This is a genomic window from Kordia sp. (genome assembly GCF_045105435.1).
In the GTDB taxonomy this organism is placed as follows: Bacteria; Bacteroidota; Bacteroidia; order Flavobacteriales; family Flavobacteriaceae; genus Kordia.
On the sequence record NZ_JBGCDL010000320.1, the window covers coordinates 1 to 13,439 of the forward strand.

Genomic DNA, 13,439 nt, shown 5'->3' on the forward strand with positions numbered 1-13,439 from the left:
TGTGTTATCCAGAAGCAACGAACATTTTAGAATGCAAGCCATTAAAGTAGATAGTGAAGAACGCGCAACGGACGATGAGGAAATTCAAGCGTTTAAAAGCTTTTATTATATTGTGATTGCGGATTATGAAGAAGCGCCACATGGAAAATTGTATAAAACTGCGAATTTAATTTCGCCACAAATATCCGTTTTTCCTGATAGTTATAAGTTTTTTAAAATCTTGATTACACATAGCGAACAACAAGAAAATCAGTTGGTATTATTTGCGTCTAATGAAAAATTGTATGTAAAAAAGGAGTGAAAGAACTTGGTTTTTAATGCAACAGGTATTCAAATGGATTTATTTTTCAAATGAATGGTTTGAAGTGTCCTTGGTGGAACTTGAATTTTATGGGTTTCCGATTCAATTGTGAGTTGTAATTCAATCGGTTTGGTAGCACTATTAAAAAAAACTATGGCTATAGATTTATCTGGATTTATTGCGGCTGTATACGTTATGCCTTCTATTGTTTCTCCTTCAATGGCTATTCTATGTGCTCCAGGTCGAATAAATTTACTGAAATGGCTTAGTAAATAATATAGCGGAGTATAGGTTACTTCGTCCGTAATAGGATTAATGAGTACTGGTGCGCTATTAAAATTATCGTAAGGGTTTGGTTGTCCTTTGTTGCTTAGAATCATACACCATTCTATATAGCCTTGCGTACCATGATTCAAATCTGTGATAATGTCATAAGCGTAGGTGTCAAAAGGAACAAAAGTACCTGCATAGTCGGTGCTTTCTCTCCAATATTGTCCTATTGGGGCATTTGCTTCAATATCAATACTAGATTCAGTATGTATCATTCCTTTTTTGGTCCAATTTGTTCTCAAGCTATCTAATGCCAAGGCATGATAATTATTCTCTCTGAGTTCAGAACTAGCATACCAATGAAAAGCTGTTCCCCATGCATATTTAGCTGCTTGCGGATCACTATATGTAGCTTTTACATAATTGTTCATTGTAGATTTGTTGTGGTCGTATATTAGCACACGTACTCCAGCATCCAAATTATCAAGAGTAAGGTGTCCGTCTTTGACAAGTTGCGGTCCCAAATGATCTCTTAAAAAGTCGCGTCCTTGTTCAGGAGTGAAACCATTACTATCCCAACGCGCATCATGTGCATGTAACGGTTCGTTTTGCGGTGTTATTCCCCAAATGTTTATTCCTTGCGCTGCATAGGCACTTATATATTTTGAAAGATATCTAGCCCAAAGTCCGTAGAATTTTGGCATTAATGAACCATTAGTCATTTCAGAAGTCTCTCCTGATTTCATCCAAGAAGGAGGACTCCAAGGAGATGCAATAATTTTAAAATCCGCATTTTCAATACTTGAAGCTTCTAATATCATTGGAATAATATCATAACTAGGTGTCACTAATTCAATATCTTTAACTTGATCGTTTTCGTTACCTGTAAAACCTTTTTTGTCTTCGTTGATAGAAAACGTAGTAAGATTTGTATCATTTTCAGCAACATAACTGTAATGATTGTTAGCGTAGTCACTACTGTTAATGTGTGTTCGCGTAAGTGAAAATCCCGCTCCTTTCGTAGGGCTAAAAAGTCGTGTTAATATTTTTCTGCGAAGTGTCTTTGGAACGGTAGCCAAATTCCATGCAGAGGATTCTGTAAAAGATGCTCCAAAACCTACATATTCTTGAAATTTTTGATCGGGCTTTATAACTAAATTTACTTTTTTACTGTTAGAAATAAGTTGTTCAGAAGCGTTTTCTAGTAGGTGTTTGAGATTATCTCCAGATTGTGAAGTTTGGTATATATCTATAGAAAAATTATTTTTTTTAGAAGTGCAAGCTGTAATTAAGAAGCATACAATTAACGTTTTCAAAAATACGGTATTTAGGTTCGTTAATTTTGACATTGAAGGTTTGTTTATATTGAACGATAAGATATTAGCTAAATTACATTTTAATTAACTGAAAGTAGTTATTTATCATTTCAATATAGCTGTTTTTAACACTATTTTTCTATTCATCATTTTTCATTCCTAACCTAAAAAATTATATTTTCGCTTCTATGCGAAGACTTCGACTCATTTTATTGCCTTTCTCTATACTTTATGGAGCCATTGTATTTGTGCGCAATTGGATGTTTGATAAAAGGTATTTGAAATCGACTTCATACAATTTTCCAATAATTTGTGTTGGAAACCTAAGTGTTGGCGGCACAGGAAAATCGCCCATGATCGAATATTTGATTCGCTTGTTGAAAGATGATTATAAAGTTGCGACGCTTAGCAGAGGTTATAAACGAAAGACTAGCGGTTTTTTGTTGGCGAACGAAAACATAACAGCTTCCGATATTGGAGATGAACCTTTACAATTTTACAGTAAATTTAAAAATGAAATTCAAGTTGCGGTAGAAGCAAAGCGCACTTTGGGAATTGAAACGTTGCGGGATTTAGAAAACGCGCCCGATGTTATTTTACTAGATGATGCATTTCAACATAGAAAAGTAACTGCGGGATTTAACGTGTTGTTGACACCTTTTTACGATTTGTATGCGAATGATTTTATGTTGCCCGCAGGAAATTTGCGCGAACCCATTTCGGGTGCAAAACGCGCAGATGTTATCATTGTAACGAAATGTCCAACTGAAGTTTCTGCCGGACAGCAAGCAAAGATTAAAATGAAATTGCGTCCTAAAAATTATCAAAAAGTGTTTTTTACGACGATTGCGTATGCGGAAACAATTCATAATGCAACAGAAAAAATAGTTTTGTCTTCTTGGAAAGATTCTGAATTTATGCTCATTACAGGAATCGCGAATCCGAAACCATTGTTGCAGCATTTAAGCGATCAAGAGTTGCAGTATACACATTTGAAATATGCAGATCATTACGATTTCAGCGAAAGCGATATTCAAACTATTAAACAAAAAGCAGGCGAAAAACCTATTTTAACAACCGAAAAAGATTTTATGCGCTTGCAAGGTAGTCTGGAGAATTTGTATTATTTACCGATTGAAGTCGCGTTTTTAGCGGATGAAGCAAATTTTCAGGATCGAATTGTGAAGTTTGTTGATTTGTAGGTGTTTGTTGTTGATTCGTTTGTTTGTCAATTTGTTTTTTTACAAAACCCAAAACCCAAAACCCGATCTAATGCAACGATTCATGACATGATCTGCACACAGAAACCAACCATTTTATCGGTTCTTTTCCAATGTTTCTAGCATATCTTTTATGATGAACTTGTGTTGCGCGTTTGTTGCAATAGCTGCATTTCCAATTGTCACGCTTTAAAACCACATAGCGTTTTCGCTTCCATGCGGCAGATTTTAAATAGACATTTCGGTAATAATCACGTCTACGTTTTCGATTTACATTAAATACCCATCTTTTATAAAACCATCCACCAATAGAAATAACGATGAATAGGATGATGAATTCAATTTTCATGCTTTGTTTGGTAGTTATGAAGATTATTGCATACTAATTTACAATTTTTTCGGCTTTTATTGTAAGATGTTTTTTAAAAGTAATTTCAAAAATACGAAGCATTTTGTTTGATGTTTTTAGTAAAAACACCTATTTGAGTCCTAATTCTTTTAGTATTCAATAATACAGGACATTCAAAACTGTGGTTCGCACTATGTTTGTGTAGTTGTTAATTTTAAATACTACTACTGATGAAAAGAAACATTTTTTTATTGACGTTATTCATTGTTTTTTCTACTGAAACACACGCAGCAATTAGATACGTAACTCCTTCTGGATCGGGTACTTTTGATGGTACAAGTTGGGCAAATGCTTTTCCGGGCACTTCACTTCAAACTGCTATTAACGCATCAATTATTGGTGATGAAGTTTGGGTTGCCGCAGGAACGTATTATACAACGACAACTACAAATAGAAGTATTTCATTTAGTATGCGAAATGGTGTCACCATTTATGGAAGCTTTGTTGGTACAGAAATGCTTTTGTCAGAAAGAGTATTAACGAACGGATTGACAAGTATTTTAAGTGGTGAAATTGGAGTAGGAGGAATTGCTGATAATAGCTATAAAGTTGTGTACAACCAACAGTTGAATACTACTGCAATTATAGATGGTTTTATAGTTGAAAGAGGAAATGATGATAGAAATTTATCAAACGCAGGAAACGGTTTGGGTAGCGGCATGTACAATCATGGATATAATCCTGGAGGCTTTTGCCATCCGATTGTTAGAAATTGCTTGTTTAGGCAAAATACAGCTTCATTTGGCTCAGGAGTTTTCAATAATGGATACAATGGTGGTACTACATTACCAACTTTTATTAATTGTGTGTTTTCACAAAATCATGCGTTAATTGCAGCTGGCGGAATGGATAGTTATGGTGTTGCTGGAACGGCTAGTCCGACAATTATCAATTCTATTTTTTACGAAAATACGTCTGCCGAAAATGTTGGTGCGATGTACGCTTGGGGCGGCGGTGGCGGAAATAGTCATTCTGTATTGATTAATTGTGCATTTGTAAATAATAGCGCATTAAACGGATATGGAGGTGCTTTTATAGCAGATAATTTAGATCCTGGCGGTGGCGGAACATCTTCTGGAACATGCACGGTTACTTTACAAAACTGTATTGTTTGGAATAATACAGCTACAGGAACTTCACCGCAATTTTATGTGAGAGGAACTGGTGCAGAAGTAGTGGCAACGTATTCAGATATCGATCTTACAGGACAAAGTGGAGCGCATGTAATTTCGGGAGCTGGCACAGGAAATATAGATATAAATCCGTTGTTTTTAGATATTGCTTCTGGCGCTGGTTTAGATGGTATTTGGATGACAGCTGATGATGGTTTGCAATTGCAGAATTCTTCTCCATGTATTGATGTTGGAGACAATTCGGGAGTTTATGCAACAGATATTCTCGCAAATAATAGATTATTTAATACTACTGTAGATATGGGCGCATACGAATTTGATTCTACAACTTTAGCTATTCAAAATACGACACCGATAGTGGAGTTGGTTTTGTATCCAAATCCGACAAAAGATTTTATACAGCTTACTTTTAATACTTTAGAGATAGAAACTAGTACTGTGATGCTTTATGATATTACGGGACGACTTTTAGAAACTATTGATCACGGGCAAAAAACAGGAAAAACATTTAGTCATACTATTGATTTGTCACATGAAAAATCTGGGGTTTATTTTCTTTCTGTTCAAACAGCAACAAGAAAATATGTGCGTAAGATTATTAGGGAATAATTTTATTATTAGAAATTATGCTAGCTTTTTCTTTCTAAAAAATACAACAGCTAAAATTAGCAAAACAATTAATAAAACATACCAAACCGTATTGGAAGTTGAGGTGCTATTGATGGCAGTTTCATCACCATAAAGAATAAAACCTGTCCAATAATATGGCTGCTCTAATTTGGTTCCTTTGTGTTCTTTTAAATAGTTAAGTTTTGCTTTTTGTAATGCTTCCGATTTTGTGTTTCCTGCTTTTAGGTTGGCATAGAAACCTCCCATAATTTCACTTGTAGACTGATCGGGTACTTCCCAAAGACTCACTACTGTAGCGGGAACACCAGCAAATGTAAATGCACGCTGAAAGGATTCAAGGTTTCTGCCAGCGCTTTCTTTTCCTAAACCTGTGTTGCAAGCACTGAGTACGGCTAAATCGGCTTTTAGTTGCAAGGCGTAGAGTTCTTCCAAGTATAAATCGTCATCCGTTTGATCGTTTTTGTTGAATAACAATCGACTTAATCCAGGTTCGTTATCGTTGATTTCGGCATGCATTGCCAAGTGCAATATTCCTGCTTTTGGTGCAGTTTCTAGGAAATATTTTTTTGAGATATTATCGCCAATATAGGTTTCAGAAGGAAAGAGTTTGCTAATGATTTCCGCTTCTTTTTTGGCACCTTTTAAAAACGAAGCATTTGCACTTCTGGTCGCAACCAAAGTTTCTGTTTCCGGATAACTTGGCGCATAGATTGCCAAACGTCTTTTTTGGGTTGCTTGTGCCGTTTTTTCTAGATGAATGAATCGTAAGTTGGAGGTGTATCGTATTTCAAAATTTTGCGTTAGGAACTGATTTTGATTCTGTAGTATTTCAAACGGAATTCGATACAATTCGCCATCAGGATTGATGATGATTTTTTTGAATTTTGAATCAATTTGTGGTACTAATTTTCTGCTTAAAATAGTTGCCGTTTTTGCATCGTACGCTCTGTTTCGAATGCTATTGATTAGGGTTTCTATGGATTGAATGTCACTTTGTGTCCACGAATGGAGCTGCCAAGTACTTTCTACGGAAGTGATAGAGAAGATAGCAATTTCGTTTTCGAGAATAAAATATTTTAGAACAATTTCATCATCGCGTAAGTTTTTTTGCAAGGTTTCAATTTGAAACGTTTTACTGCTTAGAAGTGCTAAGTTTGGGAATTTTGTATTGGTAAAAGTTATATGCTTGTTGATGAGTTCTTGGACAGAATCAGTAGTGCGAATGTTGTTTTCTTTTTTTGCCGAAGCGAGTAAACTTCGCAGTTTGAGATGTCTGAATTTTAAGGAATCTAATTGTGGCAATTTGTCGGTGAATCGGTTTTGGTAGAAACGTTGCCAGGTTATTTGATTCATAATGGTTTCGGTACGACCGAGCAGATTGTTTATAGAAATATTTTTTGAGTTGGAAGTATCTTTTTGAGCCAATAATGTACCGTGCAAAATGTTGCGTAATGTTTTATTTTGCTTTGGATTAAATTTTGTTTTGGCATAACTGTTTTCAAATTGAATAAACGCTATGCGATATAGGTTTTTGATTATTTTTTTTACTGAAGGATCATCGTTGTAAAATTTTTCTAATTTTTCTGCGACTCTTCTGATTAATCGTGTTTCTCCATAGGTTTTACTTGGCTTGAAGTTACTATAGTCTTTGGCTAACGTTGTTGTATCAGCATGAATTTTTTCAATAACATTGTGAAATATATGCAGCGCACTATCTTTTTGTTGGAGTTTAGCTTTGATGAGTGCTTTTTGTGCTAGAAAAAAGGATCTTCTGTAATCATTCACAGACATGGAATCTAACAATTCAACAATTAAATTTTCTGCCTTTGGTAAATCGTTCGCAAAAGTTAAGGCTTTACATTTGTTGAATTTAAACGTAATTAAATCACCTTTATATTTTTTGTTTTCAACGAAATCAATAGATTTATCTAAATAGAAAAAGCCAGCTTCTAAATCTTTTGCAGTGAGCAACGAATCGTGCTTGTGACTTATATACCAATCGCCAATATGATTCATTGCAGTGGTGTAATATACTTGTTCGTGCTTGTTAAATGCAGGTGAAGCTTGTAATTTATTGAGTTTGTTGATAATGTTGATAAATTCCAAACTGTCTTTTTTTGTTTTGGCTAATTTGTACAATACATACGCTTCTCTGTATGCTAATACTATTTCATAACCATCTTTTCGTGCTTTGTCGAGGTATTTTTTATTGTTTTGATATGTTTTGTACGCCAAACGAATATTCCGTTTTGCATCATCCAAGTTTCCGTAATATGCCGCTTCACTTGATAGAAATACGTGCGCATCTACCAAATAGTCTAAACTTTTGTTGTAATCGTCTGATAAGAAATCAATTGCCGTTTTCATGCTGAGTTGTGCACGTTTGGCAAAATTCATTGCTGATTCGGCGTAGGCTCTTTTGTAATATAAAACTCCTTTGATGTGTTTGGCTCTGCCGCTTGTAGCTTTTCCGCAATACGGCATTCCTTTGTTGGCACTGTTGATGCTTTTTAGGTATTTCTTTATGCCAGAATTTGCTACATGTTGATTGTAATATAAGTCAGCAACATCCAAACTGTCTTTTTTATTTTTTGGTTGCACATTTTTTAGATGCTTTTTTAAAAAGGCTAACAGTTCATCGTATTGCCTGGTATTTACTAACGCATTCGATTTTTCCCATAAAAAAGAGATTTTAGGCTTCGTAATTGTGTCTTGTTTTGTTGCTTCTTGAAACCTGAGATTTTCTGCTTTTAACCCTGCGCAAATAAAGAGTACGCATAGTATAAAACAGATACGTACTCTTGAAAAAATGTATGGTTTGGGTTGTTGCATTTTATTATTGAAATGTGTTTATATTTAGCTTAAATGTACAACTTTTTAGAAAAGTCCTGTGCTCTTGGCGATTTCAATTCCTATATTTTTGTAATCTCTTTTTTTGGCTAATTCTTCTTCTTTGAATGGCGATCCAGGCACATTAATTGTAATAATATATCCGTCCATTTTTATGAGAAGTTCTCTTTTTTTTCCAATCCAAATGGCTGCTTTTCCAAATCCTGAAATGTATTCTGATGATTTTGACACTTTCTTTTTAAGTTCCCAAGTTTGTTTCCAATCTTCACCTTCTGCCAATTTATCTTCTGCTGCAAAAATAGTTCCGCTAAGGTAATCGAACTTCGCATCACTCATGTACACTAAGAAGCGACAGTTTTTGGAAGCGAATGTTTTTCCTTCATCAAATAGAATTTTTTTAGCATCCGGATACAATTCTTTTATTTTAGCTTCTTTTATGTAGGAACACATATTTTTAGGAAGTGCCGAAAACGCTACTTTGTTTCCTGCAAAGTTTGTGTTTACAAAATTGGTATCTCCTAATTCTTGTCCGATGAGTGTTTTTTTGTCTCCAAAACAAGCCATGAGTAAGAATGAAATAGCTGTTGTAATTGCAATACGTTGTATGTTTTTCATTGTTTTGTTAGTTGATGATTAGTTTTTTTAGTGTTGTTGTGTTTTCTGTTTTGATCTGAACCATGTATAATCCGCTTGCTATTTCTTGTAATTGTATTATTTGCGAGTTTTGTGAAAAATTGTCCTTTTTTAGAATTAATTTTCCAGACATATCATAGATAGCAATGTGTTCTAAATTTGTTGGCGCGCTGATGTTTAATTGCGCTTTCGCAGGATTTGGAAACATGCGAATTTGGTTTGTGTCATCTTCAAAATTAGTTACTGAAAGTGTTGAGGTATCTTGAACAGAAAGAATAAAACCTCCATCCATATTCATTGTATTAAAACTAGTATTGGATCTGTTCATTGTATTTGCTTCCAACCAAACTTGTATGTAATAGGTTGTGTTTGGTGTTAGATTTTCGGCTAGTAATTCGCCTTCGGCACAGATTAAAGGACTTGTATCTGTACATACTTCATATAAAGCTATTTTTGATGTAAGTGACGCAGCATTAATTGTCATGGTTACACTACCAGATGCTGGCGCAATGAATTCGTACCAAACGTCTAGTATTACAATACCATTTTCTTGACAGCTTGGTGTGTTTGTTCCGTTTGTGGCATTTTGTGTAGTTCCAGAAACAGGTTGTGCAAGTGTAATGGAAACGGCATCCGAACAATCGTCATTTTGAGGAGAGCAATTTAGGCTGAAACCAGGGAAATAATCTGTTGCAAATCCCCAAAAAGTATTACTCCAAGCTACATCATCTACTTCAACACAAGTTAGTGATGGATTGTCTTTTACCCTAAATGTTTGCCCGATGTTTGTATTGGTTCCATTTTTTATGAAAATAGTTTCCAATGCGACATTATCTTCTGCTCGTACACTAACTAATGCGGTATTTGATGAAAGATCAACGTATGGTAAAAGTAAGTTGTCATCAAATTCAATAAATTCTAATAAGCTGCATTGACTTACCTCTAAATTTATTAATGAAGAACAATTGGAAGCATTCAAATTTTTCAATGCTATACAACTTGATAAGTTTAACTGACTTATGTTTGTATTTGAAATTACAAAATCGTCCAATAAAGGATTGTTAGATAAATTGATTTCTGTTAATGGTGTTGTTTCAACACTAAGTTCTACTAGGTTTGTGGCATTAGAAAAGTCTAAACTTGTAATAGCACTATCGTTTATGTATACATATTCCAGATTAACTAATGCGCTTGCATCAAATGTTGTGGCTTCAACATCACTAATTGCTAATTGTTCTAGTAGTGTTAAATTTTCAATAGGAGATAAGTCTGTAAGATTGCCATAAAGACTACTAATTGATAGGTCTTTTAAGGAGGTAAAATCCTGCAATCCTGTAAGATCAGTAATGATAAAGTTGCTAAAATTAAATTCTTCTAAAGAGTTCACAACATCTGTAAAGACGAGATTGTCTAATGGTCCAGAATCTAGCCCGAGTTGTTGAAGCCTGCCTTCTAGTCCATCATCAGGTACAAAAGTTGTGGCTTGTGCAATAGCAAGTGTGCTAGTAAATAGGGTAAGTAATAGTATTATTTTCTTCATTTTTTTTATTGATTAAAACATTTTTTTGTATTCATTCGGATTGATAGTTTTGCTAATATTATCGTTGATCGCAATGGTTTTACTTGTCATATTTCCTTCTTTTGATTGCACTGTATATTCCATAATATAACCATCAATAACATCTTTATTTTGTATAAACCAGTTGGAGAGTTTGATACTTGGTGCTACCCAAAAGTTGATTTTTGTATTTTTATCAGCCATTGTATATTCGTAACATGTTGCGCCAAGAATTGTTTTTGTATTACCAGTTTTTTCAAGCTTTGTATAATCGTAATTCTCCATTTGATCGATTGGGTTTTTCATCCCTTGCTGTCCCATCATTCCGCTAGACATGCGCATTTTCATACCTTGCGTTTCTACAAAAATGTGAGCATTTCCTTTGTCCATCACAATGATAGATTCGCCATTCATTTCTTCCTCGGAGTATTCGCTCATGTCAGCTTTGATTGCAATGTAAGATGCATTCGGGTTGAGTAAGTACGACATTTTATAGTTTCGTTTTTGATCGGGTACTGAAATTTCAGTAACGGCTTCATGCGTAAATTGATACGTGCCAGGAGTTGCAGTTGTGTTTGTATTTGTTGGAATGTTGGTATTTCCTGAATTTGAAGTATTTTGATTTTTGTTCGTCTTTACGACAGATTGCTCATTGATGAATTCAGGACTTTTTGAGTCAATTCCGCCAGTTACAGAAGCTTCAAAGTAGGTTTCGGTATAATCATCGCTAGTTTTTCTGATGATTTGTTTCAGTGTCGCTTTGCCCGAAAAACTTATCTGAATTGTTTCATCAGAAAGTACATCAATAGCAACTTCACCTTGTGAGATTTCGTAATTTTGATAATCGTCTGTAACGGCGCGTTTAAAGTCGTCTTCTGGCTTTTTATTGTAGGGTAATTGTGGATCGTATCCAAGTTTTACCGTTGCTTCACTAGGAACTTTAAAAACCTGTCTGCCTTTATTTTTAGCAGCTTCTGTATCGTTTTTTAAGTCTTCTTTGGTTAGAATGGTAACCATAAATCCGTCATAAATATCCGCTTCATGCGACCACCAATTTCCAGTGATTGTATAACCACTATTGGTTTTTGTAACTTTTACTTTACTGGCTTCTGTGATTTCTACACTTCCAAATTTTTGAGAATGATTGATAATGATATCTCCAAAATCTTTTTTATTTTTTCCTGTTGCTTTCTTTGAATTTGGGTTTTTCTTTCCTTCAATGGCATCATCAATTGTTTTATCAATTTTATTTACAACCTTGTTTTCAATGTTTTTAGCTTTTTCTTTCGCTTTCTGTTTCAATCTTTTAAATAATTGAGCATCAGCATTTTGAAAACACATCAAGCAAATGATAAAAAATAGTATGTGTGATTTTGATTTCATGTTAAATACGTTTGTTTATCCTTTTGTATATTTAACAAGCTTAATATTAACAGCTACACAATTTTTTTTTATTCTTTTGTTAATATTTTAATTTTCAAAACCACTAATGAGTAGAAATAGCCCAGATGCCGAATTACAAGATTTGTTACGATCTGACAATAAAAAGGCGCTTGAAACTATTTATGTACAGTATAAAAACGAGTTTCTGAATTATGCTAAAAAGTATAATTTGGATGCGTACAATGCGACTGATATTTACCAAGATGCCATTATTGCAATGCATCATAATTTTGTGAACTCGAAGCTAGTATTGACCTCAAGCTCTATAAAAACGTACTTGTTTGGTATTGGAAAATTTAAAATTTTGAAAAAATTAAAAGAAGCAAATAGACTTTTAAACGTAGAAACGAAAGAAGAAGAATATACAGAGATTACGATAGATGAAGCGACACCGTCGGAACGTTCCATTTTATTAAGCGCTCATTTAGATACCATTTCTGAGAGTTGCAGAACGGTTTTGGAACTATTTTATTATAGAAATTTAACCGTGGAAGAAATTGTTCAATTAACGGATTATAAAGATGGAAATACCGTGCGAAGTCACAAATCGAGATGTTTAAAACGTTTAAAATCTTTGTTTAAAAAAGTATAATGGATACAGAAGAATTCATACAAAATTATATTGCCAATCGCTTATCTGATGCAGAAAAAGCGCGTGCGGAAGAACTCTTAAAAACGGATGTAGAATTTCAAGAACTCTATGAAACGCATTTGGAGCTGACTTCGGCTTTTAAAATTTCTAATGATAAGGCTCTAAAAAAACGCTTTCAGCAGTTAGATGCTACTGAAACTTCAATAGACACAGTTAAAAAGTTTAATTATGGTATGTTGCGTAACATTACAATTGCAGCCATTTTTATTGTAGGTGCATTTTTTGCGATCGATCAGTTTACGGGAAATAGCGATGTGTTTGATACGTATTTTGAAACATATCCAAATACATTTTTGCCTGTTACAAGGGGAACTACAGATAAAGATGCACAGTTTGAAGCTTTTAAAGCCTATGAAAGTGGTAATTATGCAAAAGCGCAAAGTGATTTTGTTGCGTTGTTGAAAAAGACAAACAATCCAAACATTCGATTTTATTATGCGATGTCATTGTTGAATCAGAAGGAATACGATTTGGCTTTGAAAGAATTAAATAATCTGACAGTGCAAAATTTTGATTATCAGATAGAATCACTTTGGTATGCGGCGTTAATTCAGATTAAAAATAAAGATTTTAAGAATGCGAAAGGAAATCTTCAAACTATTCAAAAGTTAAATTCGACTTATAAATCGGAAGCGATTAGGACTATTTTAGCACGTATGTAATTGCTGTTGCAGTATCAGTATTTCTAGAAAATTTCACTTACTCTTCGTTCTTGAATATTAAAAATAGTAATATGTCTTGGTAGATTAGTTGCGATTCTTACACTGAATACCAATTTAACCATAAAATGATACTGAAGAAACAGTGTTTCTAAAGTATCACTTTATAATCAAATAGTGTAACCTATTTTATGTACGGATAAAAAATTATCCGCCACATGTGTCTGTGTTTGCAATATTTCCTTGAGTTCTACGTGTTCCAGCATTTGTTCCACCTTTAATTTTATTGATTTTTACAGCAGAAATAGTTCTTTTGTTCAAGCGAAATAATTTAAGATTCTTTTTTCTCATAATGTTTAAATTTT

Annotated in this window: 11 protein-coding genes; 5 read left to right on the top strand and 6 right to left on the bottom strand. The window is 34.0% G+C overall.

The genetic code is table 11. The features are described 5' to 3' along the window. The coding region (locus AB8B65_RS16370; RefSeq protein WP_405302349.1) for a hypothetical protein at positions 1 to 301 on the top strand (301 nt) is incomplete at its 5' end. A gap of 29 nt (positions 302 to 330) precedes the next feature. Here AB8B65_RS16370 and AB8B65_RS16375 read toward each other — a convergent pair. After that, on the bottom strand, positions 331 to 1,920 hold the full coding sequence (locus tag AB8B65_RS16375; RefSeq protein ID WP_405302350.1) for a glycoside hydrolase family 30 protein: 1,590 nt from the start codon (positions 1,918 to 1,920) through the stop codon (positions 331 to 333). Positions 1,921 to 2,075: 155 nt separating this feature from the next. On the opposite strand from AB8B65_RS16375, the gene lpxK reads away from it, so the two are divergent. Next, positions 2,076 to 3,089: a tetraacyldisaccharide 4'-kinase gene (gene lpxK / locus AB8B65_RS16380; protein ID WP_405302351.1), complete on the top strand. Its 1,014-nt coding sequence runs from the start codon at positions 2,076 to 2,078 to the stop codon at positions 3,087 to 3,089. Positions 3,090 to 3,156: 67 nt separating this feature from the next. Here lpxK and AB8B65_RS16385 read toward each other — a convergent pair whose 3' ends face one another. After that, positions 3,157 to 3,456, bottom strand: coding sequence for an HNH endonuclease (locus AB8B65_RS16385; RefSeq protein WP_405302352.1), 300 nt, complete (start codon positions 3,454 to 3,456; stop codon positions 3,157 to 3,159). Between the two features lie 230 nt (positions 3,457 to 3,686). Between AB8B65_RS16385 and AB8B65_RS16390 the strand changes: the two genes are divergently transcribed. Next, positions 3,687 to 5,258, top strand: coding sequence for a T9SS type A sorting domain-containing protein (locus AB8B65_RS16390; RefSeq protein ID WP_405302353.1), 1,572 nt, complete (start codon positions 3,687 to 3,689; stop codon positions 5,256 to 5,258). Positions 5,259 to 5,273: 15 nt separating this feature from the next. Here the strand turns inward: AB8B65_RS16390 and AB8B65_RS16395 are convergent, their stop codons facing one another. The 4 genes from AB8B65_RS16395 to AB8B65_RS16410 are packed head-to-tail and all read right to left on the bottom strand — an operon-like array spanning position 5,274 to position 11,703. Further along, entirely contained in the window at positions 5,274 to 8,111 is a 2,838-nt protein-coding gene (locus tag AB8B65_RS16395; protein ID WP_405302354.1) for a CHAT domain-containing protein, read from the bottom strand. Between the two features lie 45 nt (positions 8,112 to 8,156). Further along, positions 8,157 to 8,744, bottom strand: a complete 588-nt coding sequence (locus tag AB8B65_RS16400; RefSeq protein ID WP_405302355.1) for a hypothetical protein — start codon at positions 8,742 to 8,744, stop codon at positions 8,157 to 8,159. Positions 8,745 to 8,751: 7 nt separating this feature from the next. After that, positions 8,752 to 10,302 (bottom strand): T9SS type A sorting domain-containing protein, encoded by a 1,551-nt coding sequence (locus tag AB8B65_RS16405; protein ID WP_405302356.1) that lies wholly within the window; start codon positions 10,300 to 10,302, stop codon positions 8,752 to 8,754. Between the two features lie 12 nt (positions 10,303 to 10,314). Further along, positions 10,315 to 11,703 carry a hypothetical protein gene (locus AB8B65_RS16410; protein WP_405302357.1) on the bottom strand — a complete coding sequence of 463 codons (1,389 nt, stop codon included), beginning with the start codon at positions 11,701 to 11,703 and terminating at the stop codon, positions 10,315 to 10,317. 106 nt (positions 11,704 to 11,809) lie between these two features. Between AB8B65_RS16410 and AB8B65_RS16415 the strand changes: the two genes are divergently transcribed. Together AB8B65_RS16415 and AB8B65_RS16420 are read left to right on the top strand one after the other, a co-directional pair. Further along, on the top strand, positions 11,810 to 12,355 hold the full coding sequence (locus AB8B65_RS16415) for an RNA polymerase sigma factor (RefSeq protein ID WP_405302358.1): 546 nt from the start codon (positions 11,810 to 11,812) through the stop codon (positions 12,353 to 12,355). Next, entirely contained in the window at positions 12,355 to 13,077 is a 723-nt protein-coding gene (locus AB8B65_RS16420; RefSeq protein ID WP_405302359.1) for a tetratricopeptide repeat protein, read from the top strand. The genes AB8B65_RS16415 and AB8B65_RS16420 overlap by 1 nt, the downstream gene beginning before the upstream one ends. The last annotated feature ends 362 nt before the right edge of the window (positions 13,078 to 13,439 follow it).